This window comes from Mycobacterium toneyamaense, assembly GCF_055384815.1.
This window is the reverse complement of record NZ_AP040333.1, coordinates 4,923,420-4,946,743: the sequence shown is the minus strand read 5'-3', so window position 1 is coordinate 4,946,743 and position 23,324 is coordinate 4,923,420. Positions and strand designations below refer to the sequence as shown.

The following is a 23,324-nucleotide window of genomic DNA, read 5'->3' as shown; positions in this document are numbered from 1 at the left end:
GACGCGTGTGACCCGGGTGCCGACTCGAGTACTCGCCCGTACGCCGGTTCGGGCGCCGTGGTGGCGTCCGCGCACCCTGCGCCGACGCCTCGTATTCGGCGTCACCTCGCTGGTCACCGTGGTGCTGCTGGCGGTCGGGGTGCTGTCGGTGTACAGCCTGCACAGCTATGTGTCGGCGATGAGCGACGCCGAACTCGAGCGCTCGCTCGACGCCCTCGGTCATTCCTATGACCGCTTGGAGATCAAGCGCGGCGACCCGGCCCACCCGATCGACGCCGGCGAAGACGGCCTGACGGCCTTCGGTGGCCAGGCGCCCGGAAACCTCATCGCGGTGCTGCACAAGGGCGTCGTCGTGCAGTCGGCGGTGTTCCCCGACGGCGAACCGAAGCCCGTCCAGCCCGACGTCGTCAAGGCCGTCAGCGGGCAGCAGTGGACCAACCTCGGGCCGCGGACGGTGAAGCTGCCGCGACTCGGCTGGTACCGCATGGCCGGACAGGACGCCGGCGGCGGTGACGTGCTGGTCTCGGGCGTGTCCATGGAGGACGCCAACAGTGTGGTGGCGCGCAAGACCGTCGCGGTCGCGGTCATGACACTGCTGGCCATCGCGCTGACCGCGGTCGGCACCATCGCGGTGGTGAACTATGCGCTGCGGCCGCTGAGCCGCGTGGCCTCGACGGCGGCGAAGGTGGCGACCCGGCAGTTCGGCAGCGAGGACCACCGCATCACCGAACGGGTCCGGCCGGAGGACACCGACCCGCGCACCGAGGTCGGCATCGTGGGGGACACGCTCAACAAACTGCTGGACAACGTCGACAGTGCGCTCGCCGAACTCGCCGCGTCGCACCGCCGGACGCGGCAATTCCTCACCGACGCCAGCCACGAGTTGCGGACACCGCTGGCCGCCATCCGCGGGTACGCCGAACTGACCCGTCAGGACAGCGCCGCACTGCCCGAGAGCACCGAATACGCGCTGGCCCGCATCGAGGCCGAGGCGCAGCGGATGTCCGGTCTGGTGGAGGACCTGCTGCTGATCTCGCGGCTCGAGGAGCATCAGGATCTCGAGACCGACGACGTCGAGCTGTGCGACCTGGTGATCAATGCCGTCAACGACGCCGCGGTGTCGTCGCCCGCGCACCGCTGGCGCTCGCGCCTGCCCGACGTGCCGGTGTGGGTCCGCGGCGACCCGGCCCGGTTGCATCAGGTGATCGGCAATCTGCTGGCCAACGCACGCGTCCACACGCCCGCCGGAGTATCGGTCACGACCAGCCTGACACCGGGTCCCGGATATGTGGAATTGACCGTCGCCGATGACGGCCCGGGAATTCCGGAAGAATTGTTGCCGAATTTGTTCGACAGATTTGTGGTCGCCGACAAATCGCGTTCTCGCGTGCTCGGCAGCACGGGGCTCGGCCTGGCGATCGTGTCGACGATCGTCAAAGCGCACGGCGGCCGCGTGAAGGTCGAATCGAACACTGCGGGAACGATTTTCCGGGTGCGGCTGCCGATGGACCGGGAAGTCGGGGAGTACGTGACGGTGAGCGAGTCGCACAATCCGCACGTATCCGAGTCGACTGTTTGAATTTCGCCTGAATTCGGCATGATTCATGCGGATATCCGTATGGGTTCGGCCTGAGAATGCGTTTCTCGCCCATTTCCGCGACTACCGTCGAAGTTATTGATCCAGCGCTGTCGGCGCTGGATGCGGAAAGGGAAAACCATGAAGAGTTCCACCAAGATCTCGGCCGGGACCGGAATCGTCCTGGCCCTGCTGGTCGCGGCGGCCGCACCGGCCACGGCGCGGCCCGTGGTGCCGCCGGCGCCCGGGGAATCCGCGACGCAGACGATCCATCGGCTGCAGACCGAGGGCTTCCGGGTGATCGAGTCGCGGGTCGGCAGCGGATCCATCGAGGATTGCACCGTCACCGCCGTCCGGCACGGGCGTGAGCTGTCGAGCCAGGAGGGCAAGCTGCGCGGGCAGAGCACCACGGTCTACGTCGACCTCGGCTGCAAGTGATTTGCGGCTGACGCTGCGAGGCGTGGTCATTGGGTTCTACTCTGAGCAGGTGTTCAGCAGAATCCTGATCGGTGCGGTGGTGGCCGCTGGGGCGATCTCGTTGGTGCCGGGTGTTGCCGCGGCGGCTCCGCCACCGGAGCCGGTGCCCCCGCCGCCGGGACCCGCCGCGCCGAACCTCAACGGATTCAAGCCCGTCACCCCGTCGACCTACGCCAGCAAGGACGGGACGTTCTACATGTTCCAGGCCCCCGGCGGTCTGACGTGCATCATGCGCCGCAACGAAGGCGAGTACGGCTGTAGCGGCCCGATGCCGGGCGCCCCCGAAGGCACCAACGTCGTCGTCGGTCAACAGGTGGGCGCGCCGGCGTTCAACACCCTGAACGGGCCGAAGTACGTCGGCGAGATGCCCGGGGCGGTCCAGACCCTGCCGGCCGGCTCGCGGATCACCTACCGCAACATCACGTGCGGCACCGACGGCACCATGACGGCGTGCGTCAACAGCTTCGACCAGTCCGGTTTCGTGGTCAGCCCGGCCGGCAGCTTCATCGTCAACGAGTCGAATCCGTTGCTGGACAGGCCGAAAGACCGCAACCCCTACTTCAACTGATCCCGAGGTCAGAACCCTGCGCCGTGGACCTCGTGCCCGGGTTTCTCGAGCATGAGGCCGGCGTAGGCGTCCTCGACCGTGCAGCCGTGGTTGATCACCCGGTCCACCTCACGCGCGATCGGCATGCTCAGCCCGTGCGTCTCGGCGAATTCCATGATCACGCTGGCGGCCTTGACGCCTTCGGCGACCTGGTTCATCGAGGCGATGATCTCGTCGATGGGCTTGCCCTGGCCCAGCTGCTCGCCGACGTGCCGGTTGCGGCTGCGCTGGCTGGTACAGGTGACGATCAGGTCGCCCATGCCGGCCAGGCCCGCGAAGGTGTCACGGTTGCCGCCCATCGCCACGCCGAGCTTGGACATCTCGGCCACTGCGCGCGCCATCACCATCGCGCGGGTGTTCTCGCCGATGCCCAATGAGTAGCCCATGCCGACGGAGATCGCGTACACGTTCTTGAGCGCCCCGGCCATCTCGACACCGATCACGTCGTCGGTGGTGTAGGTGCGAAACCGCCTGGTGCGGAACAGGCCTGCGAGATTGGCGGCGAGATGCTGGTCCGGCATCGCGAGCACCGCGGCGGCGGCGTATCCCTCGGCGACCTCGCGGGCGATGTTGGGCCCGGCCAGGATTCCTGCCGGGTGCCCCGGCAGCACCTCGTCGACGATCTGGCTCATGCGCATGTTGGTGCCCTGCTCGAGGCCCTTGACCAACGACACCACCGGGACCCACGGCCGCAGTTCCTTGGCCAGCTCGCCCAGCACGTTGCGGAAGCCGTGCGACGGCACACCCATCACGATGACGTCGGCGCTGTTGGCTGCTTCGGAGAAGTCGGTGGTCGCCCGCAGCGATTCGGGCAGTGCCACGCCGTCACCCAGATAGCGGCTGTTGCAATGCTTTTCATTGATGTCGGCCGCGGTTTCCGCGGACCGTACCCACTGCAGCGTCGGGCCCCGGCGCGCACAGATCGAGGCCACCGTGGTGCCCCAGGACCCGCCACCGAGAACGACGACGGTCGGTACGCGCTGCGCTGATGCCATGGCGACAGGTTATGTCGCCGGGACGAGCGGAGCGGCGGGATTCGCGGAGTGTCCAGGTTTGTGTCGGTTGGTACCGCCACGCTGTGCGACGATCGAAGGAGCGATCGCCGAGGGGGTGCGGCAGGGGTGACGGTGTCGGTGTCGCGCGTGCGCGCGGCGAAGCCTGGGACGATGCTCGACGCCGCCGATGACGTACGGACCACGTCGGCCGCGCTGGAGATCGTGATCGGCGTCGAGCGCGGCCAGCTGGCCAATTTGAAAGCGAACTGGCAGGGGCAGGCCAGCGACGCCGCAATCGCCAAGGCGCAGCAGCTGATCGACGAGCAGGAGGCCTACCGGGCCCGGCTGGACAAGCTGGCCAAGGCGCTCACCGACGGCGGCAATCAGCTCACCTCGCTGCGCAGCACCCTGCTGGAATTTGTCGACACCGCCCTCATGCTGGGGTTCTCGGTCCGCGACGACGGCGTGGTCACCCCACAGCAGTGGCTGGTCGGCGACTTGGGACCCCTCAAGAAAGCGGCCGAGTTCTTCACCGACTCCATTCAGGAGCAACTGAAGGCCTTCGATACCACTGACACGCTCACCGCCACGGCGATCGACCAGGCAGTACAAGGCCAGAAACCCTCGGCGCCGGTCAACATCGGCGGGCAGGACATCCAGATTCCGCCGCCGGGGACCAACCCCGAGGACGTCAACAAGTGGTGGAACGCACTGACGCCGGAGCAGCAACAGCAGCTGATCGCCCGGCATCCGCCGGAATTGGGCAACCTCAACGGTGTCCCGGCCAGTGCCCGGGACGCCGTCAATCAGCAGGTGATGAACGACGACCTGAACCGGGTCCGCGACGTCGCGGGCCGCAATCACGTCTCCGAGGACGACGTCCTCAAGGACCCCGGCCGGTACGGGCTGACGCAGACCGACGCCACGCGGTTCTACAACGCCCGGCGCACCAGTGAAGGTCTCGCGCACCAGCGCGGGTCCGGCACCGACTCGAAGCGGGAACGTCCCGTCATGCTGTGGGCTTATCAACCGGAGGCGGATGGCGGACAGGGGCGGGCGGCCATCTGCCTCGGGAACCCCGACACCGCGGACAATACGACGGTGATCGTGCCCGGCACCGGCAGCAGCGTCCACGACGGCTGGCTGGCCGACGGCCATGACGATGCGATTCACGTGTACGACCAGGCGAGGCTGGCCGACCCGAACCGCTCCACCGCGGTGATGATGTGGATGGGCTACGACGCGCCCGACAGCTTCACCGATCCGCGCATCGCGAACCCGACCCTGGCCAGGCAGGGTGGCGACTTACTGGCCGCCGACGTCAACGGGCTGGCGGCGACGCATCAGGGTGCGTCGCACGTCACGGTGATGGGTCACTCGTACGGGTCCACCACGGTTGCCGATGCGTGCGCGGGCAGCGGTATGAAAGTCAATGATGTCGTGTTGATCGGTTGTCCTGGAACAGATTTGGCGCATAGTGCCGCAGACTTCCACGTCAACGGTGGCCAGGTGTATGTCGGGGCGGCATCGACCGATCCCGTCGCCCGACTTGGGATGGGCGGTCCGGGCGCGGCGCAATGGCTGAACGCGCAACTCGGTAATCCGCTGGGGCCGGTCGCCGGTCTGGGGACCGATCCATCGGCAGACGGGTTCGGCGCCACCCGGTTCCGGGCCGAGGTGGCCGGGGAAACCGGCTGGAGCATTCACGATCACTCGAAGTACTACGACATGGGCAGCGAGTCGTTGCGGGCGATGACCGACATCGCCAGCGGGCACAGCGAACGCCTCGCGACCGACGGACTCCTGGCGGAGGACCGGCACCGGCCGACCATCTCGACACCCGACCACATCGACCTGCCGTTCGGCATCGACGTCCCGGTACCGCACGTCGACATCCCCATCCCCGGGACCCCGGCATATTCGGATCCCGAATCCAATCGCCCAGGTGAGACGGTGAAGAACGACCATGAGTACAAGTAGTCGATATCGCGTCGGTACAGCGGCTGTCGCCGGTGCCCTGTTGTTAGGAGGATGTGGCTTGTTTCCGCACAGTGATCGTCCAGCGCACCCGATGACCGATGAAGAGTCCATGGCGCAAGTCCTCGACGCCGGTCGGCAATTGCGGAAAGTGGCTGGGCTGCAAGACGTTACCGGCGGCGGCTACCTCGCCTCCTGCAATGACGACGGCGCTCCGCCGAACCGCGGATACATCGAGATGAGTGCGCAACTGCCTCCCGGCGTCAGCGGCCACGACTACGCCGAACAGGTCAAGAAGGCCATGCTGGCCGCGGGCTGGTCGGACAAGCTACCCACCCAGCACAACTACGGCGGCACCATCAACCGGAACGGCGTCGCGATCAACATCGAGTACTACCAGGGCGAAAGCCGGCTCGCGTTCAAGCTCTACGGCGAGTGCCGCAACATGACCAACCATCACGGGGACAGCAAGAACGTCGGCACCCACCTGGACAAGGAGCTGAACAGCGACGGCTGAGCGTCAGCGGTAGTTGACGAACTGCAGCGCCACGTCCAGGTCGGCCCCCTTGAGCAGGGCGATGACGGCCTGCAGGTCGTCGCGCTTCTTGCTGGACACCCGGATCTCGTCGCCCTGAATCTGCGCCTTGACGCCCTTGGGGCCCTCGTCGCGGATGATCTTGGTGATCTTCTTGGCCTGCTCGCTGCTGATGCCCTGCTGGAGCGTCCCCGACACCCGGTAGGTCTTGCCGCTGGGCTGCGGATCGCCGGCGTCGAACGCCTTCATCGAGATGTCGCGACGGACCAGCTTCTCCTTGAACACGTCGACGGCGGCCTTCACACGTTCCTCGGTCGAGGAGACCAGTTCGATGACCTCGTCACCCTTCCAGGCAATGGTGGTGTCCGTGCCGCGGAAGTCGAAGCGGGTGGACAGCTCCTTGGCGGCTTGGTTCAGCGCATTGTCGACTTCCTGCCGGTCGACCTTGCTGACGATGTCGAACGATGAATCCGCCATTGGATTGCCCTCCGTATCTGCGCCCCTGGTCGGGGTCCCGTTTTCGTGTTCGGTACATCTTCGTTGTACTCTGCTACTCGCGCCAAACCCGGGGTCACCGGGAGGCGACGAACCCGGCAGGTTGCCCGAGCGGCCAATGGGAGCGGACTGTAAATCCGTCGGCGGAAGCCTACACAGGTTCGAATCCTGTACCTGCCACACTGATCAGGCCCCCTTTCGAGGGGGCCTGACGTGTTTCTGCGGCCGTTGCCCGCACAGCGTCCGCGGCCGGATTCCGGGCGGTCGTTAGGATTCGACACATGGTCGAGTCGTCTTCGGACCGTGACGTCGTGCTCGACGTCGAGGGCTCCGGTGTGCAACCGCCGGTCGATCCCAAGATTCGCAAACAGTTCGCCTTACTCGAGCGATTCGCGCCGCCCATCGGATCCCGCTGGGCCACCGAGTTGTGGTGCACCCCGCCGATCATCGAGCAGAGCCTGCGCATGCCGCCCGGTGTCCAGCCGGGCGCACCGCTGGAAGCGCATTGGGACGGCCACCGCATCGCCGGGGAATCCTGGGGCGACGGGCCGCCGGTGTACCTCGTGCACGGCTGGGGCGGCCGCCGGCCGCACCTGGGCATGTTCATCAAACCGCTGGTGACCGCCGGCTATCGCGTCATCGCGTTCGACCTGCCCAGCCACAACGAGTCCGACCCGGGCGCGCTCGCGCCCGGACGCACCACCGCCATCGAATGCGCCGACGCCGTCGCGGCCGTCATCCGCGAACACGGGCCGGCGCACGCCGTCGTCGCGCACTCGCTCGGGGCCAACGCGACCACCATGGCCGCCGCGGTGAACGGCGCCAAGGTCGGCCGGTTGGTGCTGCTCGCACCGATGGGCGACTACCCGATGTACCTGGACCTGTTCGCCGCGCGCCACAACTTCGGCCCCCGGATCCGTGCGGGCCTGCAGAAGCGCCTGGTCCGCAGGATCGGCATGTCGCTGGAAGAGACCAACATGGTCAACCTCGCGGCCCGCGCGGGCCACCCGCCGCTGCTGCTCATTCACGACCCCGACGACCCCGACAGCCCCTACTCGTCGAGCGTGAAGCTCGCCGCTTCGTGGCCCGGCTCCGAGTTGCTCACCACGAAGGGTCTCGGCAAGCTCGCGCACTATCGCATGCTGCGGCACCGCCCGGCGATCAACGCCGGCATCGAGTTCATCGGCAGCCCGGTCTGATCACCGTCGAGCGTGGGGGATGACGTGGAGATCCGGCCGATTTTCCGCGTGAACCCCCACGCTCGACGATTCGGAATGCCGCTGACGGGTTAACGTCACCTGATGGACGCCGCGATCGCTGCGATCGGTCACGCACTGGCCCTGGCCGGTTCGATGACGTGGGAGATTCTCTGGGCGCTGATCCTCGGGTTCGCGCTGTCGGCTGTCGTGCAGGCCGTCGTCCGGAAATCGACGATCGTCCGCCTCCTCGGCGACGACAAGCCCAAGACCCTCGCCGTGGCCGCCGGACTCGGCGCCGCATCGTCGTCGTGCTCGTACGCGGCAGTGGCGTTGGCGCGCTCGCTGTTTCGCAAAGGCGCCAACTTCACCGCGGCGATGGCCTTCGAGATCGGCTCGACCAACCTCGTCGTCGAACTCGGCATCATCCTGGCCCTGCTGATGGGCTGGCAGTTCACCGCCGCGGAGTTCATCGGTGGCCCGATCATGATCGTCGTTCTGGCGGTGCTGTTCCGCTTGTTCGTGCGCAGCCGCCTCATCGACGCGGCCCGCGTGCAGGCGGACCAGGGCATCGCCGGTTCGATGGAAGGGCATGCCGCCATGGACATGTCGGTGCAGGGCGAGGGCTCGTTCGCCAAGCGCCTGTTCTCGGGACCCGGCTTCACGTCCGTCTCGCACGTCTTCGTCATGGAGTGGGCGGCGATCCTGCGGGACCTCATCATCGGCCTGCTCATCGCCGGTGCCATCGCCGCGTGGGTGCCGAATACGTTCTGGGAGAACTTCTTTCTCGCCGACGATCCGACGTGGTCGGCGATCTGGGGACCGATCGTCGGGCCGGTCGTGGCGATCGTGTCGTTCGTCTGCTCCATCGGGAACGTGCCCCTGGCGGCGGTGCTGTGGAACGGCGGCATCAGCTTCGGCGGCGTGGTCGCGTTCATCTTCGCGGACCTGCTGATCCTGCCGATCCTCAACATCTACCGGAAGTACTACGGCACCCGGATGATGCTGACGCTGCTGGCCACCTTCTACGTCTCGATGGTCGCGGCGGGTTACCTTGTCGAATTGCTGTTCGGCGCAACGGGTCTCATCCCCACGCAGCGCCACGCCATGGTGATGGAGAGCGGCATCTCCTGGAACTACACCACGTGGCTCAACATCGTCTTCCTGCTGCTGGCCGCGGGTCTGGTGCTGCGCTTCGTCCGCACCGGCGGCATCCCGATGCTGCGCATGATGGGCGGCTCACCCGACGCGGGACATGAGGGCAGCCACGAGCACCACGCCGGCCACGACCACCACTAGACGATCTTCAGCACCCGTGCCGTCGTCGTGTACGTGCGGGTCCAGGCGTTGTAGGAGATTCCGGTGGTCAGCGCGCGGCTGCCGTCGGCCGTCAACAGCGGATTGCTGCCCACCCCGGTGAGGGCGCTGCCCACCTGTGCGCCGTTGGCGGTGTTGATGACCACGAGCTGGCTCCCGGTGCTGACGACGGCGCGGGTGCCGCTGCCACTGAGGACGAGGTAGCCGTTGTCGGGCTTGAGGGTGAGGGTGCTGCCCAGCTGGAAGCCGGTGGTCGTATCGAGCACCGCCACCTGCGACGTGGGGACGCCGGTGGTGTTGAAATTGCTGCTGATGGTCATCGCCACCGCACGCCCGGTGTCGGCGCTGTACTGCACCCCGCCGTTGAGGAAACCGATGAGCGTCACGGTGTTGCCGATCTGCGCGCCGGTCGTTGTGTCGAGCACCGTCAATCGCTCGCTGTTGACGCTCGTGGCCCCGTTGTAGACAGACGTGGTGATCAGCGCCCGGCTGCCGTCGACGCTGATGAGACGGGAGCCGAATTCCTCGCCTGCGAGGTTGAGAGTGGTGCCGGTCTGGGCGCCGGTGAGGGTGTTGATCACGGCCACGTGCGTCCCGGCGTTGTCGCCGGCGATGGTGACGGCGCGGCTGCCGTCGGGCGTCATCAGCAGCGAGCGCCAGGTGCCGGGCAGGGTGACGTCGCCGATCTGGTTGCCGGTGGCGAGGTCGACGGTCGCGAGCTTGGTGGTCGTCACCTGAGTGACCGGGTCGGTCGACGTCGCGGTGATCACCATGCGGGTCCGGTCGGCGCTGAGCTCGCGGGCCCCGTCGCCGGCGACGACCAGACCGGTGCCGACCGGGGCGCCGGTGGCGGCGTCCAGGACCGCCAGCCGGGTGGTGAACGTGTTGACCGGGCCCTCCGTGCGGGCCATGAAGACGACGCGGTTGCCCGCGGCGTTGAATACCGCTGCGCCGTACGAGATGCCCTCACCGTCGAGGTCCGCGGTGGCGCCGACCTGCGCGCCGGTCGCGACGTTGATCACCGTCGCCTGCGTGGTGTAGCCCGAGGCGAAATCCCTGATCTGATTGGTGATCGCGGCGCGGCTGCCATCGGCGTTGAGGACCGGCGGGGCCAGCTCGTTGCCGGCGATCTCGACGGTGGTGCCGAGTTGCGTGCCCGTGGTGGTGTCGAGCACTGCCACCCGCGTGGTGTCCGGGGCCTCCCAGATCGGGCGGCTGGTGGTGATCAGGGCGCGCGTGCGATCGGCGGTCAGGGCGGGCGCCTCCAGACTGTTGCCGGTGACGGAGACGGTGGTGCCGGCCTGGGCGCCGGTGAGCGTGTTGATCACCGCGACCTGGGTGGTGCCCGAGCCGTAGGTGGTGGTCAGAGCGCGGCTGCCGTCGGCCGACAGCAGCTGCACGCCGACCGCGCCCGGCAGGGTGAGGGTCGTCCCGGTCTGCTTGCCGGTCGCGAGGTCGATCACCGCCAGCTGCGTCGTCGTGGTGCCCGCGGCGGTGATCACGGCCCGCGTGCCGTCGGCGCTGAATGCCGGGACGACGGGCTTGCCGGCGATGGACACCGTGCTGCCGACCTGCTTGCCGGTCGCGGTGTCGATCACCGCGACGCGGGTGGTGCTGGTCGTCGAGATGGGCGAGGGGCCGGTGATGACCAGCGCGCGAGTGCCGTCGGTGCTCAACAGGGTCGAGCCGACGCCCGAGACGCCGACGCTCCCGATCTTCGTCACCGACGTCGCGATGAGCGAGGGCGGCACGAGCACACGCACGGTGCGGTCGGTCGCGTCGGTGACGTAGACGGCGCCGCCCGGGGCGACGGCGACGGCGTGGCCACCGGCGGCATCGGTGTCGAACCGGACGGTGCTGACGACGGCCGAGGTGGCGGTGTTGATCACCGAGACGGTGTCGTTGCCGTTGGCGACGTAGGCGATGCTGCCGTCGGCGCTGACGGCCACCGAGCTGGGGGCGGGACCCACCGCGACCGCGCCGGGCAGCACGGTGCCGGTGGCGGTGTCGATGGTGGACAGCGTGCTGTTCTGGCCCGCCACATAGAGCGTGCCGCCGGTGCCCAAGGCGAGCGCGGTGGGTGAGGTGCCGACCGCGATGCCGGTGACGCCGAGGGTGCTGGTGTCGATCACCGAGACGGTATTACTGCCCTGATCGGCGACGTACACCTTCCCGGTGCCGAGCGCGAGAGCGGTCGGTTGGCTACCGACGCCGATGGTGTCGGTGACGGTGTAGGTGGTGGGGTCGACGACCGACACGGTGCCGCTGCCCTTGTTGGCCACATAGATTCGGCCGTCCGCGCCGACCGTCAAGGCGCTCGGCGTGGTGCCCACCGTGATGTCCTTCGACGACGTGCTCGGGTTGGCGTCGATGCGCTTGTAGCCGACGGTGTTGATGACCGACACCGTGCCGCTGCCGCTGTTGGCGACGTACAACCGGGTGCCGTCGGGGCTCAGCGCCAGTGCGCTCGGCGCGGTACCGACCGAGATGTCCTGCGAGAACCAGCTCGGGTTGGCGTCGATGCGCTTTCCGGTGGTGGTGTTGATGACCGAGACCGTGTTGCTGCCGGTGTTGGCGACGTACAGCCGGCCGTCGGCACCCATCACCTCCGCGCCGGGATTGGTGCCCACCGAAATCGACTTTGAGTAGTTCAGCCAGGGTGACGGGACGTTCGTCGTCGCGGCCGTGGGGACCGGCTGCGTGGCGGTCGCGACCACAGGTTGCGCCGCGGTGGCGACCACGGGCTGACTCGTCGAGGTGACCGCGGCGGGTTTCGTCTGGGCCTCGATCCGGGTGCGGGTGCCCCAGGCCGCCAGCACGGCGGCCACCGGCGAGAAGTCCGGGGCGATGGGACCACCGTTCGCCGACGACTCGAGGCTCGACGCCGACATGACACTGACCGCGCCGTTCGCCTGCGTCGGGGTGGACGTGACCGACGGCGTCACCGCCGATGTCGCGACGACCGTTGCGGCCACCGCCCGCGGTGCCGGGGCCGACACGGTTTCCACGTCGGCCTGGAGGGCGCGCGGCGTGGGCTTCTTCGTGGACCCGGTGACGGTCTTCGCGGTCGCCTGCGTCTTCGCGGGACTGTCTGCCGCCGTCGGTGTGGGTTTCGTGGCGCGCTGCTTGTCGCTGCTCGCCTTGCCCGGCGGGCGCTTGTTCTTGCCGGCATTCGCGCCGGGCTTCGTGGCGCCGGCCGCCTCGGGCGCGGCGTTCTGTGCCGGCGCCGAGGTGGCTCCGGGATTCGCCGCATCGTCGGCCCACGCCGTACCCGGTGTACTCGCGATCGCGAAACCGACCCCGAGTGCCACCGCCAGTCCCCCGACCCGTCCGACGTACGTGGCGTTGCTCATGGTCGGTCCTCTCGCGCGGCCCGAAAGAGGGACATATGTCCCTCTAATGGGAATACCGCATGAGCAGCCGTCTGTCTGCAGTACAAACGGCTGATTTCTCGCGTTGTGCGATTACCGCAATCTCGCCGCGAGAATCGGCTGACCCGGGCCGCCCAGTTCGTCGACGGCTGCCGGGCGTCCGGTCATCGCCATCAGCAATGCCTCGCCCGTGCCAAGCACCTCGGGCCCCGCGCCGTGCTGCCAGTCGACGTCGGTGGCCCGCAGCCGCAGCCCCCGGATTCGCTTTCCTGCGCCCAGTCGCGGGTTGCCCGGGACTGCCGGGAGGATGCGTTCGAGGCGTTCGGCCGGGATGGTGCGCGGATGGCCGAGCGCCCGGCGGATGTCCTGGTGGTGGACAGTCCCGTCGACTAGTCCGATCATCCCGTCGAACCCCGACGTGAGCCCCTGCGCACGCAGATGGGCCTCGAGGAAGTCCATCAACTGCGCGGGGGTGTAGCTCGCGAAGTCCCGCACGCCTACCTCGTTGGCGCGCACGATCCGTCCCCGGACGAAGCGCTGCAGCAGGCCGAAGATGCTGAGCTCTTCGTAGCTCACGACATGTGCGACAACGTCTTTCACCGACCACTCGGTGCACAACGTGGGGGCCTGCCAGTCAGCGTCGGACAGCGTCCGCAGATAGGCGGCGAGGTCGCGACGCTCCTCGTACGCGAGGTCCAGCATGGAACGCTGCGACGACATGGTCACGCCTCCGCGGCGACGATGTCGTGGTACCGGTTCAGGTACAGCGGCCAGCCGGCCTCGCCGTCGACACCGTCGGCCACCGATCGCCAGCCGGCGCCGTGGCGTTCCAGATGCCGGTGCTCCAGATCGACGCGCGTCCGCCCGTCGGCTTCGGCGGTGAACCGCACTTCGACCTCGCTGGTTTTGTCGGGGTCGGATTCGACCTGCCATGTCGGCCCGATGTCCCACGAGAAGACCACGAGCTTGGGCGGCTCGTAGGCCAGCACGCGTGCCCACCGGCACGTGCTGCCGTCGGTGCCCACGTCGTAGATGTGGCCGCCCACATGGGTTTCGAAGACCGTCTCCGCGATCGGGACTGCCAGCAGGTTGTGGTCGCGGGGTTTGATGGCGTCGAAGCGGCCGACGAACAACGCGAACGCCCTGTCGACCGGCGCCTCGACGACGACGCTCTTGCGGATCGGTGCCACCTCGGTCATGAATGTTTCCCTTCGTCGTCGGCCAGCTGTTTGAACGCCGTCAAGGTCTTGTCCCAGAACACGTCGAGTTCGGCCCGCAGGGCCGCGACGCCACGGGGGTCGACTTGGTAGATGCGCCGGGTGCCGACCTGCCGATCGGTCACCAGGCCGGCGCAACGCAGCACCTTGAGGTGCTGGGACACCGCCGGCCGGCTGACCGGCAGTCCCTCGGCGAGCTCGCCGACCGCGAGCGGCCCGGCGGCCAATCGTTTGAAGATCGTCCGCCGGGTGCGGTCGGCGAGAGCACCCCAGGGGTCGGCCGTTTCGTAAGTAGTCACTAACGGTAAGTCTAGGCTTACGGATATCGATTGAAAAGGGTTGCGATGGCTTTGGCTGGTGTTGACCGTCAGTCGTAGATGACGGCAAGGCCCCGGCGTTGGAGGTCGGCCAGGCCGTCGCGCATCGCCTGAATCTGCTCCGGTGAATGCCCGACCCAATCGGTGAGTTCACCGACGATGCGAACCGGCTCGCGGGTGCGGTAGGAGTGCGTCGGGTTGCCCGGCAGTTTCTTGTCCGTCACGTTGGGGTCGTCCTCCAGCTCGCCCAGCGGCTCGACGATGTAGATGCGGCAGCGACCGTCGCCGGCCGCGAGTTCGGCTCCCCAGGCCGCGGCGTCCAGTGTCCGCGTGACGTAGACGTGGTTCGAGACGCGGCCGGTCTCGTAGTTCGATTCCCACCCGGGCTGCAGCAGATCACCCACCGCGAGGTCGGCCTTGGTGCCGTGCAGCAGCGCGCCCGACTCATGCACTTCAAAAGGCTTCGGCGTGTTCGTCATGACATCCCCCATTCGTCGTACCGACTGGCCGGACGATTGTGCGGCACCACCGGGGCCTTGCCGCAAGCCCCGGGGTGTGCCATAAATTGAGAGTGGGAGGAACGTTCACGTCTGAGTTCCCCCGTGCGGCCGGCACGTGAATTGCTTTGCGCGACACGGCTTTCTTCTGACGATCACCCGGGCGGTGCATAGCCGCGATCTGCGACGAGTTCGTGCGTGAGCCGCACGAACGCGGATGCGGCCGCGCTGTGGTAGCCGCCGTCGCGGCGCAGGATCGCGACGGTCCGGGTCGGAATGGGCGGGTCCAGTGGCACCGGCGTGAGGTGCGGATGGTCGTGGGTGACGGCGTCCGGCAGCACCGTCGCCAGCGGCGTGCGCTGCACGATCTCGGTGAGGGCCTGGACGGAGTTGGCCTCGATGATGATCCGCGGGGCCACATGGTGTGCCGCGAAATAGGTGTCGATGTGGGTCCGGGTGAGGAAGTCACTGCTGAGCAGCGCCAGCTGGACATCGTCCAGCGCGCGGACCGGCAGGGGGACCGCCAGACCGGTGGCCCGCGGCCCACCGGCCACGAGGCCGAGGTGCTCGGTGAACAGCGCGGCGAACTCGATGCCGGGAACGGGAGCGCCGACGAACGCGATGCCCACGTCGAGATCGTCGGCGAGCAGGCCCGCTTCGATGCTGTCCTGGGACATCTCGACCACGGTCAGGGTGATCCCGGGATGGCGGGCGTACAGCTCGGCCGTCAGCGGGCCGATCAGATAAGTGATGAACGTCGGGGTGATGCCCAGGCGCAGGTGCCCGCGGGAGAGGTCTTGGACGTCCTCGATGGCCCGCTCGGCGGCGGCCAGTTCGCGGAGTGCGCTCCGGGCGCGCTCGGCGAAAGCGGCGCCGGCATCCGTCAGCCGGACCGTGCGGCCGCCGCGGTCGACGAGTTGCACGCCGAGCGTCGTTTCCAGCTGTTTGATCTGCTGCGAGAGCGTGGGTTGCGACACATATAGCTCCTCGGCGGCGCGGGAAAAATTGCCGTGTTCGGCAACGGCGAGGAGATACCGCAGGTGACGGAGCTCGAGTCCAGCCATGGCGCCAACTATAGATGCTGTCTATGGCAAGCGTGAAAAGTGGCTATTGGACGTTATAGGTGCTGTTCGTACATGGTGAATGCAGCAAGAAAGGAAACACCATCATGAAGAAGAACAGCCTCGGCGCCATGACAACCGGGTTGGCCGTCGGCGCATTCGCCGCGCTCACGATCGGCCTGGCCGCCCCGGCATCGGCCGACAACGGCGGGACGGTGGCACTTCCCGGCCCGGTTCCCGTGTACGCACAGGACACCTTCATCGGCGGTGCCAACCCCTACGTGCCGTTCGGCACCAACCCGATGGTGCCGTACGGCACCTGGGCGCAGCACTGACACCCGCTCGAAACACCACCCGCCCTCCGGAAGGAAGTCCCGTCATGATCCACGCACAATTCGACCCGACCGCCCGTCAGCTCCTCGCCGCCACGGCCGTCGAAGCCAAGACCCGCAAGGACCTGTCCTGGCAGCAGATCGCCGACGCGGCCGGCCTGTCGGTGGCCTTCACGACGGCCGCCGTCCTCGGCCAGCACGCGCTTCCGGAAGAGTCGGCCAAGGCCGTCGGTGAACTGCTGGGCCTGGACGATGCCGCAGTGCGGTTGCTACAGACCATCCCGACGCGCGGGTCCATCCCCGGTGGCGTGCCCACCGACCCGACCATCTACCGGTTCTACGAAATGCTGCAGGTCTACGGCACCACACTCAAGGCGCTGGTCCACGAGCAGTTCGGTGACGGCATCATCTCCGCCATCAACTTCCGGCTCGATGTGCAGAAGGTTGCTGATCCCAACGGTGGCGAACGAGCCGTCATCACCCTGGATGGCAAGTACCTGCCCACTGTGCCGTTCTGATTTCTCGCGCCGACTGCCCTAATATGGTTGTTGATGTCACGAAAATTTTCGCAACAGCAAATTCTCGTGGCAAACTAGACAGAGGCCGCTGGCAGTCGGCTTCGAGAGGATGGATGCAGCGTGGCGACGCACCTGCGCATGGCAGCGGTGACCTGGCTGGTCGCCGCACCGGTTATCAGTGTCGGCGTGGCGAGCGCTGCACCGATCGATATGCCGCTCTCTCCCAGTGTTTCTGGTGATGCAGGTGGGGACAGCTCGGGAACGTCGCGCCCGGGCCTGTCTTCCCTTGGGGACCTCCGCAAGGCGTTCGGCGGGCTGACCACCACCGCCACCACTGTCGGAACCGGTGCGCTCACCGGCTTCGGAGTCACGCCCTCTCCGGGCCAGCAACTGACGCCCAAATTCGGCGACGGCCGCAACGGCTCCAACATCTCGTCGGCGACGTCGTCCTCGAGCACGTCGGCCGCCCTGCCTTCGGGCGTCGTGAACACGACGCAGAGCGCACCGGCCAGCGAACCCGCGAGCATTGCCGAAACTCCCACCACCGCGCCGTCGGTCCAGTCGGTCTCCGTACCGTTGGCCGCGGCGAGTGCCGCGGCCGGTCAGACCGCACTCGTCGTGGCGGATGCGCCACTGGCGCCGGTGACGGCGCTGACGGGGCCGCTGCCGGCAGCATTGGGTGAACCGATCCGAACCGTGGCCGCGTTGCCGGGGTTTGCTGTCGCGCAAGCGCTGCCCGTGGTCGACGGGTGGGCCTCCGCCGTGGCCGAGCTGTCGTCGCCGGTCGGCACGCCGGTGACCGGAGTGCCGCGCGCCGTGTCCACCGGCCGCGACTTCGGGACCCGCGTCGAGCCCGTGGCATCCGGTGGGGCGCAGACGGATTCGCGTTTCGCCGGCCACTCCGGCGGCACCGGGGAACTGCCGGGGCGCGCCCCGGCACCGGCTGACCGGGTGTTCGCGGCCGACAACGCGATCGTCGCGGCGGCGCCGTACCGGGCCGGCTATTCCGACGACCTCCGCGCGGCCGGCCTGAGTGAGGTCGCCGCTGTCGCAGTTCCGGGTTTCACCGGCCTGTTGGTGCTGACCGGCGCCGGTGGGCTGATCGGCTTCCGGCAGGCCCGCGCAGGTCGCGCGATGCACGGCGGCACCCTCAATCGATTCGCGGCGCAGTAGCCCCGCGGCCCGTCCACCGTTCACGGCGCAGAGCCCGCTCTGCGTCGTGAATTGCTTTGTCGCGGAGGGTATTCGGCCGCGGGCGCGGTGGTGTTGCCCAAACATCTTGGCGGGCACCATCTTTGGCTGAATTGCCTGGTCAGCACGGCGCCGCCCGGCGGTGCTGAAATCACCGGGAATCTGGGCCTATCACACATCGGCGGGCGTTTGCCAGCCGACACGCCGAAGTGTCGCTCTGGTGAAATCGAGACGAGCTCCATCCGACGTGCAAAGAGCCCGGCCGACCGCTTACTCTGATGCAGTACCTCGAGTACATCCATCCGACAATCCCTGGCCGAAGCCGAACTTTGGAGCTGTGTTGACCTCATCCCGCCGTGTTCGTGGCGCCTGGCTGGCCGCTGCGTTGGCCGTCCTTGCCGTGCTCGGTGGGACCGTGGTGTCGTCGACGTCGCGCTGCCAGGAAGGTTGCAAGGTGGTCGCCGCGTCGCGCGACCTGTCCGTGTCGCAGCCCGCCGCTCCCGAGCCCGCCGTCGTGCGCGTCTCGCCGGCCGGCGGGGCGAAGAACGTCAGCCCCGCGGCGCCCGTCAACGTCACCGCGGCGAGCGGCACGATCACCGCCGTGTCGATGGTCAACGGCGCCGGAAAAGAGATTCCCGGGACGCTCTCGCCCGACGCCAAGACCTGGACGCCCGCCGAGCAACTGGGCTACGGCCGCAAGTACACGATGACCATCGAGGCGCGCGGCCCCTCCGGCATGCCGTCGCGGCAGACGTCGAGCTTCACCACGCTGGACCCCACCTACCAGACGGCGGTGTACCTCAACACCGTTTCCGGTGCGCAGCTGCAGGAGGGCGGGACCTACGGCGTCGGCGTCGTGGTCACCGCGCACTTCGACGAGAAGATCGAGGACAAGGCCGCCGCGGAGCGCAACCTCGTCGTCACCACCAACCCGCCGGTTACCGGCTCGTGGCACTGGGTCGACGACGCCAACGCCCATTGGCGGCCGGAGAAGTACTACGCGCCGAACACCACGGTCAGCGTCGCGGCCAAGATTTACGGCGTCCGGCTGGGCGAGGACACCTACGGCCAGCAGGACGAGCATGTCTCGTTCCGGATCGGCAACGCCCACGTCTCCGTCGCCGACGACCACACCCACCAGGTCAGCGTCTTCGACAACGGCCAACTGGTGCGCACCATGCCGACCTCGATGGGCATGGGCGGCACCGAGACGATCGGCAACACCGTCATCTCGTTCTGGACCCCGCCCGGTGTCTACACCGTGATGGACAAGGCCAACCCGGTGATCATGGACTCGTCGACGTTCGGATTGCCGACCAGTAGCCGCCTCGGCTACAAGGAGACCATCCCGTGGGCCACCCGGATCAGCCATGACGGCATCTACCTGCACCAGCTGAACTCCACCATCTGGGCGCAGGGCAAACAGAACACCTCGCACGGCTGCCTCAACCTGAACAGCGAGAATGCCAAGTGGTTCTACGACTTCTCCGTGCCCGGCGACGTCGTCGAGATCAAGTACACCGGTGGCCCGCCGCAGATGCTGAGCCAGAACGGCGACTGGAGCATGCCGTGGGATCAATGGGTCCGCGGCTCCGCCCTGCCGCCGCCGCCTGTGACCGCGGCGCCCGTCGCGGCCCCGCTGCCGCCGCGCTAGCTACCGCGCGAAGACAGTCGCGGCCAAGTGTGAACTATCTCACAATGACCCGGATTCGGGCGTAGCCTGAGGGCATCTTCGGCAAGGAGGGAGATGCGAATGAAGGGCGCACACCATGATCCGGTGGATCATTCCCGAACCACCCAGCCGCATGCCGGTGAATCCTTCATCGACACGTTGTGGCTGCCTGGCCTGGGCCTGATCGCACTGGGCATCGTCACCATCGCCGGCTTCGTCTTCGCAACCGCGTTCGGTCACACGGGGCTCGAGCTACCGCTCGGCCTCATCGCCGGCGCGCTGGTCACCGCGGGAGCGCTCGTCATCACGTTCGAGCACCTGCGGGTCAAGCGAGTCGAGGAACGGTGGCTGGCCGAACATCCCGAACGGCGTCTGCACGCGGGCTGATCGGCTGAGGCCTAGCGCGGCAGCAGCCGCAGAATCTCCGGCGTCCGCGGATCGAGGATGTCGTCGAAGTCGTGGTGCTTCTCGACGTACGCCTTGACCATCGGGCAGATCGCCACGATGCGCTTGCCCTGCTGCCGCGTGGTCGCCAGCGCCTGAGCGATCAGGACGCTGGCCAGCCCGCGCCCGCCGAACGCCGGATCGATCTCGGTGTGGTAGAAAACCCGCTGCTCGCCGTGCTCGATGAAAGCCGTCAGCCCCACGGGCTTTCCGTCGACCGCGATGCTGAATCGGTCGGCTTCCTGGGTCACCTCGACAGGTTCGCCGTTCTTGTCGGTGAGCATCACTCGGGCCTTTCCTCCGGTGGGTGGTTTCCGCGGGACCAGACGGGTGGTCGGTAGCGGGGGAGCGGGCAGCCGCGCCGGCTCACCCTGATAACCGAGGACTTCACCGAACTGTTCCGACTCGGCCTGCCATTGATTGCGGTATTCGACGATCTCGTCGTGCGTGCGTCCGACGAAGTTCCACCACATCAGCAGTTCTTCGGTGAACGGCGTGCCGCCGAGAATGACGGCCCGAGCCGGTTCGGTTCCGGTGTTGGCGAGGGTCAGACGCGTGGATCCGACGCCCTGATAGGCCATTTCGTACGGCTGGACCGGCGTATCGGCGACGGTCAGCGCGCCCTGGTCGAGCAGCACGGCGTGCTCGAAGGTGGGGTCGACGTCGAACTCGACGGTGGTGCCGGCGGGCAGATCGACCTGCGCACCGAGCAGCGGCGTATGCGTGTGCACCGGTGACCGCTGTCCGGCCAGCGTCCCCAGGAACACCGACACCGTGGCGCCGCCGAAGGAAACCGGCTGTGGCGCATAGTGGTCGAAGTTTCGGGGACCGTGGCGGGCGGCGTCGGGCAGTGCGACCCACAGCTGGACGCCGTGCAGGATCGTCGTCGCCGGCGTGGAGACCTCGGAGTGACAGATGCCGGCGCCGGCCGTCATCAGGTTCAGCTCACCGGGCCGCACCATCTCGTGGATGCCATGCGAATCGCGGTGCTCGATCTCGCCGCTGAACAACCAGCTGACCGTCTGCAGACCCGTGTGCGGGTGCGGCGGAACATCCATCCCGGCCTTGACGCGCACGTCTTCCGGGCCGTAGTGGTCGGCGAAACACCACGCGCCGACCAGCGAGCGGTCGCGCTGCGGCAAGGTGCGACGGACCATCATGGCCCGCGGCCCGCCCAGCGGCACCTCACGCGGCTCCAGAATCTCGATGCGGTTGGGAGGCCCGGCGGCACAGTCGTATTCGACGGGGTCTGCCTCAAGATTGCTCACGATTCGCCTTCCCGGCTGCGTACCATCGTCGCGTTCGCTCAGACCATACCCGCGCCGTCCTGGCCACAACCTGAAAGTAGGCAATGGACACCACCGAACCGGGCCCTGCGCACGTGCACATCGACAAGCAGTCGCCCCACGCCTACCGGACGTTGGTGGCGGTCGCGACCGCGGTCACGAAGACCGCTGCCGAGGCCGGGTTGTCGCCGGCGCTGGTGGAGCTGATCAACACCCGCGTCTCCCTGATCAACGGCTGCCCGTCGTGCCTGGAGATCCATCACCGCCGCGCGGTCAAGGCCGGTGTCACCGACAAACAGCTGGCGACGCTGCGCGCCTGGCGGGACACCGAGCTGTTCTCCGAGCACGAACGCGCCGCGCTACGGCTCGCCGAGATCACCACGACGCTGCCCGACCACGACACCGCCGAGCGCGAATACGCAAGGGCGCGAGCGGTACTGAACGACGACGAGATTTCCGCGGTGATCTGGGTGGCCACCGCGATCAACGCCTTCAACCGGGTGTCGATCCTGAGCCGGCACCCGGTGCGGCCCTAGGTACCGGCCCGCAGCCGGTCCCGCAGGCCCGACGCGCGCAGCGCCTGCCGCTGCACCGCGGCCCGCACCTCGTCGGCCGACCCGACGATGCGCACCTTCTTCTTCGCGCGCGTGACCGCGGTGTAGAACAGCTCGCGGGTCAGCAACCGGGAGTCGGCCGGCGGCAGGATCACCGTCACCTCGTCGGCCTGCGAGCCCTGGCTCTTGTGGATGGTCAACGCGTACATGGTCTCGACATCGGCGATCCGGCTCGGCGAGAACCGTTGCGTCGCAGTCGCACCCGCGACGTACACCTGGACACCGTCCGGGCCCGCGGCGACCAGGCCGGTGTCGCCGTTGTAGATGCCCAGCGCGTAGTCGTTGGCGGTGACGAGCAGCGGGCGGCCGGGGTACCACGGCGACCAGGTGGCCTGTCCGGTCTCGTCGGTGATCCAGCGCTCCACCTGACGATTCCAGTGCCGCACGCCGTAGGGCCCGTCGCGGTGCGCGCACAGCAGGCGGTGTTCGTCCATGGCCGTGAGGCCGTCGGCCCCGGCGCCCAGCAGCGCGCAGGCACGTACCTTCAGCGCGTGGCCCACCAGAACGGGTCGCAGCGCCGCGGCCGGCTCGGGATCCTCGATGAACTCGATGGCCGCATCACCGGCCCGCAGGAGTGTGAGTACCTCGTCGGCGTCACCGGACCGGATCGCTTCGGCCAGCCCGCCGATCGACGCCCCGAACCGGTGTGTGGTGTGCAGCGCCGCGATGCGGATGGACGGGTGGTCGGTGAGGCCGTCGACCAGATCGGCCAGCACGGCACCCGCCTGCACCGAGGTCAACTGGTCGGGGTCGCCGACCAGCAGCAGCCGGGTGTCGGGGCGAACAGCCTCGAGCAACCGGGCCATGAGCGTCAGGGACACCATCGACGTCTCGTCGACGACGACGACGTCGTGCGGCAACCGGTTGCCGCGATGGTGCTTGAACCGCGATGCGCTGTCGGGCCGCCCGCCGAGCAACCGGTGCAGGGTGACGGCCCGCAGCCCGCTGAGCCGTTCCCGGTCCGCCGAGTCGAGTTTGGCCACCTCGGCCGAGACGGCCTCCTGCAGCCGGGCGGCAGCCTTTCCGGTGGGCGCCGCGAGCGCGATCCGCAGCCGCCCCGGGTGCGCGGCCTGCGCCAGCAGTGCGAGCAACCGGGCCACGGTCGTCGTCTTGCCGGTCCCGGGGCCACCGGTCAGCACCGTCACCGGCTGCGTCAGCGCCAGTTGTGCGGCGGCCCGCTGTTCGGCGTAACCCGGTGGCGGGAAGAGCCGTTCGAGTTCGGTGTCGTCGACCGACCGCGACGGTTGCGCCGACAGTGCCAGCAGGTCGGTGCACACCTGCTGTTCTTCGCGCCAGTAACGGTCCAGGTACAGCAACCGCGCGTGGTCCAGCCGGATGGCCTTGCCCGTCAACGGACTATCCGCGACGGCGGCGATCAGCTCGCCGGGTGCCGGCCAGGGCAGGTCACCGCCGATGTCGTCGGCGACGGTGGTGAGGTCGACGCACACCGAGCCTTCCCGCAGCGCCCGGATCGCCAGCCCGACCGCGAGGGCGACGACATCGCGCGTCTCCTCGGCCAGCGCGCAACACCGCTGGGCCACATGCACATCGGCGGCGTTCAGCACGCCGGCGGCGTTGAAGGTCGCCAGCAGCCCGGTGGCCGCGGGCACCTGCCGCCAGTCCATGGGG

At 68.1% G+C, this 23,324-nt stretch carries 23 protein-coding genes, 1 tRNA gene and 1 pseudogene; 14 read left to right on the top strand and 11 right to left on the bottom strand.

Translation table 11 applies throughout. The features are described 5' to 3' along the window. The first annotated feature begins 7 nt into the window (after positions 1-7). From ACZ5IQ_RS23890 to ACZ5IQ_RS23880, 3 genes are all read left to right on the top strand, one after another. Positions 8-1,579: a sensor histidine kinase gene (locus ACZ5IQ_RS23890; protein ID WP_244872916.1), complete on the top strand. Its 1,572-nt coding sequence runs from the start codon at positions 8-10 to the stop codon at positions 1,577-1,579. 138 nt (positions 1,580-1,717) lie between these two features. Continuing rightward, on the top strand, positions 1,718-2,014 hold the full coding sequence (locus tag ACZ5IQ_RS23885; RefSeq protein ID WP_212806991.1) for a hypothetical protein: 297 nt from the start codon (positions 1,718-1,720) through the stop codon (positions 2,012-2,014). 49 nt (positions 2,015-2,063) lie between these two features. Further along, the gene (locus tag ACZ5IQ_RS23880) at positions 2,064-2,621 is read left to right on the top strand and encodes a hypothetical protein (protein WP_464480374.1); all 558 of its coding nucleotides are present in this window, start codon (positions 2,064-2,066) and stop codon (positions 2,619-2,621) included. Positions 2,622-2,629: 8 nt separating this feature from the next. On the opposite strand, the gene ACZ5IQ_RS23875 is transcribed toward ACZ5IQ_RS23880, so the two are convergent. Continuing rightward, a complete protein-coding gene (locus tag ACZ5IQ_RS23875; protein WP_212806989.1) occupies positions 2,630-3,655 on the bottom strand; it encodes an NAD(P)H-dependent glycerol-3-phosphate dehydrogenase in 1,026 nt (341 codons plus the stop codon). A gap of 171 nt (positions 3,656-3,826) precedes the next feature. Between ACZ5IQ_RS23875 and ACZ5IQ_RS23870 the strand changes: the two genes are divergently transcribed. Both ACZ5IQ_RS23870 and ACZ5IQ_RS23865 read left to right on the top strand, forming a co-directional pair. Further along, positions 3,827-5,635, top strand: coding sequence for an alpha/beta hydrolase (locus tag ACZ5IQ_RS23870; protein WP_464480373.1), 1,809 nt, complete (start codon positions 3,827-3,829; stop codon positions 5,633-5,635). A 91-nt stretch (positions 5,636-5,726) separates the two neighbouring features. After that, complete coding sequence (locus tag ACZ5IQ_RS23865) at positions 5,727-6,149, top strand: hypothetical protein (RefSeq protein ID WP_212806987.1); 423 nt, start codon at positions 5,727-5,729, stop codon at positions 6,147-6,149. Positions 6,150-6,152: 3 nt separating this feature from the next. Here ACZ5IQ_RS23865 and ACZ5IQ_RS23860 read toward each other — a convergent pair whose 3' ends face one another. Continuing rightward, positions 6,153-6,644, bottom strand: a complete 492-nt coding sequence (locus ACZ5IQ_RS23860; RefSeq protein WP_020101292.1) for a YajQ family cyclic di-GMP-binding protein — start codon at positions 6,642-6,644, stop codon at positions 6,153-6,155. A gap of 115 nt (positions 6,645-6,759) precedes the next feature. On the opposite strand from ACZ5IQ_RS23860, the gene ACZ5IQ_RS23855 reads away from it, so the two are divergent. The 3 genes from ACZ5IQ_RS23855 to ACZ5IQ_RS23845 all read left to right on the top strand — a co-directional run bounded on the left by ACZ5IQ_RS23855 (position 6,760) and on the right by ACZ5IQ_RS23845 (position 9,157). Then, positions 6,760-6,842 (top strand) — tRNA-Tyr (locus tag ACZ5IQ_RS23855). Positions 6,843-6,943: 101 nt separating this feature from the next. Beyond that, on the top strand, positions 6,944-7,861 hold the full coding sequence (locus ACZ5IQ_RS23850) for an alpha/beta fold hydrolase (RefSeq protein WP_212806986.1): 918 nt from the start codon (positions 6,944-6,946) through the stop codon (positions 7,859-7,861). Between the two features lie 102 nt (positions 7,862-7,963). Further along, positions 7,964-9,157 carry a permease gene (locus tag ACZ5IQ_RS23845; RefSeq protein WP_406774362.1) on the top strand — a complete coding sequence of 398 codons (1,194 nt, stop codon included), beginning with the start codon at positions 7,964-7,966 and terminating at the stop codon, positions 9,155-9,157. Here the strand turns inward: ACZ5IQ_RS23845 and ACZ5IQ_RS23840 are convergent. The 6 genes from ACZ5IQ_RS23840 to cynR form a co-directional block, all read right to left on the bottom strand. Beyond that, positions 9,154-12,528: an SMP-30/gluconolactonase/LRE family protein gene (locus ACZ5IQ_RS23840; RefSeq protein ID WP_464480372.1), complete on the bottom strand. Its 3,375-nt coding sequence runs from the start codon at positions 12,526-12,528 to the stop codon at positions 9,154-9,156. The genes ACZ5IQ_RS23845 and ACZ5IQ_RS23840 overlap by 4 nt on opposite strands. A gap of 111 nt (positions 12,529-12,639) precedes the next feature. Next, positions 12,640-13,266, bottom strand: coding sequence for a maleylpyruvate isomerase family mycothiol-dependent enzyme (locus ACZ5IQ_RS23835; protein ID WP_212806984.1), 627 nt, complete (start codon positions 13,264-13,266; stop codon positions 12,640-12,642). A 2-nt stretch (positions 13,267-13,268) separates the two neighbouring features. After that, positions 13,269-13,745 (bottom strand): SRPBCC family protein, encoded by a 477-nt coding sequence (locus ACZ5IQ_RS23830; protein WP_212806983.1) that lies wholly within the window; start codon positions 13,743-13,745, stop codon positions 13,269-13,271. Then, a complete protein-coding gene (locus ACZ5IQ_RS23825) occupies positions 13,742-14,062 on the bottom strand; it encodes an ArsR/SmtB family transcription factor (protein ID WP_212806982.1) in 321 nt (106 codons plus the stop codon). Before ACZ5IQ_RS23825 ends, ACZ5IQ_RS23830 begins: the two co-directional genes overlap by 4 nt. 68 nt (positions 14,063-14,130) lie before the next feature. Further along, positions 14,131-14,571 carry an NAD(+)--rifampin ADP-ribosyltransferase gene (gene arr, locus ACZ5IQ_RS23820; RefSeq protein WP_371824483.1) on the bottom strand — a complete coding sequence of 147 codons (441 nt, stop codon included), beginning with the start codon at positions 14,569-14,571 and terminating at the stop codon, positions 14,131-14,133. A gap of 161 nt (positions 14,572-14,732) precedes the next feature. Then, on the bottom strand, positions 14,733-15,641 hold the full coding sequence (gene cynR / locus ACZ5IQ_RS23815; RefSeq protein WP_212806980.1) for a transcriptional regulator CynR: 909 nt from the start codon (positions 15,639-15,641) through the stop codon (positions 14,733-14,735). A gap of 104 nt (positions 15,642-15,745) precedes the next feature. Between cynR and ACZ5IQ_RS23810 the strand changes: the two genes are divergently transcribed. The 5 genes from ACZ5IQ_RS23810 (at position 15,746) to usfY (ending at position 19,738) form a co-directional block, all read left to right on the top strand. Then, entirely contained in the window at positions 15,746-15,973 is a 228-nt protein-coding gene (locus ACZ5IQ_RS23810; RefSeq protein ID WP_244872772.1) for a hypothetical protein, read from the top strand. Positions 15,974-16,017: 44 nt separating this feature from the next. Beyond that, entirely contained in the window at positions 16,018-16,488 is a 471-nt protein-coding gene (gene cynS, locus ACZ5IQ_RS23805) for a cyanase (RefSeq protein WP_212806979.1), read from the top strand. 120 nt (positions 16,489-16,608) lie between these two features. Further along, a complete protein-coding gene (locus tag ACZ5IQ_RS23800) occupies positions 16,609-17,661 on the top strand; it encodes a hypothetical protein (protein ID WP_212806978.1) in 1,053 nt (350 codons plus the stop codon). A 355-nt stretch (positions 17,662-18,016) separates the two neighbouring features. Beyond that, positions 18,017-19,333, top strand: a complete 1,317-nt coding sequence (locus tag ACZ5IQ_RS23795; RefSeq protein WP_212806977.1) for a L,D-transpeptidase — start codon at positions 18,017-18,019, stop codon at positions 19,331-19,333. Positions 19,334-19,432: 99 nt separating this feature from the next. Beyond that, positions 19,433-19,738, top strand: a complete 306-nt coding sequence (gene usfY / locus ACZ5IQ_RS23790) for a protein UsfY (protein WP_212806976.1) — start codon at positions 19,433-19,435, stop codon at positions 19,736-19,738. An 11-nt stretch (positions 19,739-19,749) separates the two neighbouring features. Here the strand turns inward: usfY and ACZ5IQ_RS23785 are convergent, their stop codons facing one another. Both ACZ5IQ_RS23785 and ACZ5IQ_RS23780 read right to left on the bottom strand, forming a co-directional pair. After that, positions 19,750-20,079, bottom strand: a complete 330-nt coding sequence (locus tag ACZ5IQ_RS23785) for a GNAT family N-acetyltransferase (protein ID WP_225433725.1) — start codon at positions 20,077-20,079, stop codon at positions 19,750-19,752. 18 nt (positions 20,080-20,097) lie between these two features. Continuing rightward, a pseudogene (locus tag ACZ5IQ_RS23780) lies at positions 20,098-21,063 on the bottom strand (pirin family protein); the annotation flags it as partial. 83 nt (positions 21,064-21,146) lie between these two features. On the opposite strand from ACZ5IQ_RS23780, the gene ACZ5IQ_RS23775 reads away from it, so the two are divergent. Next, positions 21,147-21,617 carry a carboxymuconolactone decarboxylase family protein gene (locus tag ACZ5IQ_RS23775; protein ID WP_212806974.1) on the top strand — a complete coding sequence of 157 codons (471 nt, stop codon included), beginning with the start codon at positions 21,147-21,149 and terminating at the stop codon, positions 21,615-21,617. Here ACZ5IQ_RS23775 and recD read toward each other — a convergent pair. Continuing rightward, positions 21,614-23,320, bottom strand: a complete 1,707-nt coding sequence (recD, locus tag ACZ5IQ_RS23770) for an exodeoxyribonuclease V subunit alpha (RefSeq protein WP_371824581.1) — start codon at positions 23,318-23,320, stop codon at positions 21,614-21,616. The two genes, ACZ5IQ_RS23775 and recD, sit on opposite strands and share 4 nt — an antisense overlap. Between the last annotated feature and the right edge of the window lie 4 nt (positions 23,321-23,324).

What these genes read in the sequence shown, in the direction of transcription:
- recD (WP_371824581.1), bottom strand. Translation starts at nt 23,320, where the DNA reads ATGGACTGGCGGCAGGTGCCCGCGGCCACCGGGCTGCTGGCGACCTTC.
- ACZ5IQ_RS23870 (WP_464480373.1), top strand. Translation starts at nt 3,827, where the DNA reads ATGCTCGACGCCGCCGATGACGTACGGACCACGTCGGCCGCGCTGGAG.
- cynS (WP_212806979.1), top strand. Translation starts at nt 16,018, where the DNA reads ATGATCCACGCACAATTCGACCCGACCGCCCGTCAGCTCCTCGCCGCC.
- cynR (WP_212806980.1), bottom strand. Translation starts at nt 15,641, where the DNA reads ATGGCTGGACTCGAGCTCCGTCACCTGCGGTATCTCCTCGCCGTTGCC.
- ACZ5IQ_RS23830 (WP_212806983.1), bottom strand. Translation starts at nt 13,745, where the DNA reads ATGACCGAGGTGGCACCGATCCGCAAGAGCGTCGTCGTCGAGGCGCCG.
- ACZ5IQ_RS23835 (WP_212806984.1), bottom strand. Translation starts at nt 13,266, where the DNA reads ATGTCGTCGCAGCGTTCCATGCTGGACCTCGCGTACGAGGAGCGTCGC.
- ACZ5IQ_RS23885 (WP_212806991.1), top strand. Translation starts at nt 1,718, where the DNA reads ATGAAGAGTTCCACCAAGATCTCGGCCGGGACCGGAATCGTCCTGGCC.
- ACZ5IQ_RS23850 (WP_212806986.1), top strand. Translation starts at nt 6,944, where the DNA reads ATGGTCGAGTCGTCTTCGGACCGTGACGTCGTGCTCGACGTCGAGGGC.
- ACZ5IQ_RS23865 (WP_212806987.1), top strand. Translation starts at nt 5,727, where the DNA reads ATGACCGATGAAGAGTCCATGGCGCAAGTCCTCGACGCCGGTCGGCAA.
- ACZ5IQ_RS23810 (WP_244872772.1), top strand. Translation starts at nt 15,746, where the DNA reads ATGAAGAAGAACAGCCTCGGCGCCATGACAACCGGGTTGGCCGTCGGC.
- arr (WP_371824483.1), bottom strand. Translation starts at nt 14,571, where the DNA reads ATGGGGGATGTCATGACGAACACGCCGAAGCCTTTTGAAGTGCATGAG.
- ACZ5IQ_RS23775 (WP_212806974.1), top strand. Translation starts at nt 21,147, where the DNA reads ATGGACACCACCGAACCGGGCCCTGCGCACGTGCACATCGACAAGCAG.
- ACZ5IQ_RS23875 (WP_212806989.1), bottom strand. Translation starts at nt 3,655, where the DNA reads ATGGCATCAGCGCAGCGCGTACCGACCGTCGTCGTTCTCGGTGGCGGG.
- usfY (WP_212806976.1), top strand. Translation starts at nt 19,433, where the DNA reads ATGAAGGGCGCACACCATGATCCGGTGGATCATTCCCGAACCACCCAG.
- ACZ5IQ_RS23840 (WP_464480372.1), bottom strand. Translation starts at nt 12,528, where the DNA reads ATGAGCAACGCCACGTACGTCGGACGGGTCGGGGGACTGGCGGTGGCA.
- ACZ5IQ_RS23845 (WP_406774362.1), top strand. Translation starts at nt 7,964, where the DNA reads ATGGACGCCGCGATCGCTGCGATCGGTCACGCACTGGCCCTGGCCGGT.
- ACZ5IQ_RS23860 (WP_020101292.1), bottom strand. Translation starts at nt 6,644, where the DNA reads ATGGCGGATTCATCGTTCGACATCGTCAGCAAGGTCGACCGGCAGGAA.
- ACZ5IQ_RS23785 (WP_225433725.1), bottom strand. Translation starts at nt 20,079, where the DNA reads ATGCTCACCGACAAGAACGGCGAACCTGTCGAGGTGACCCAGGAAGCC.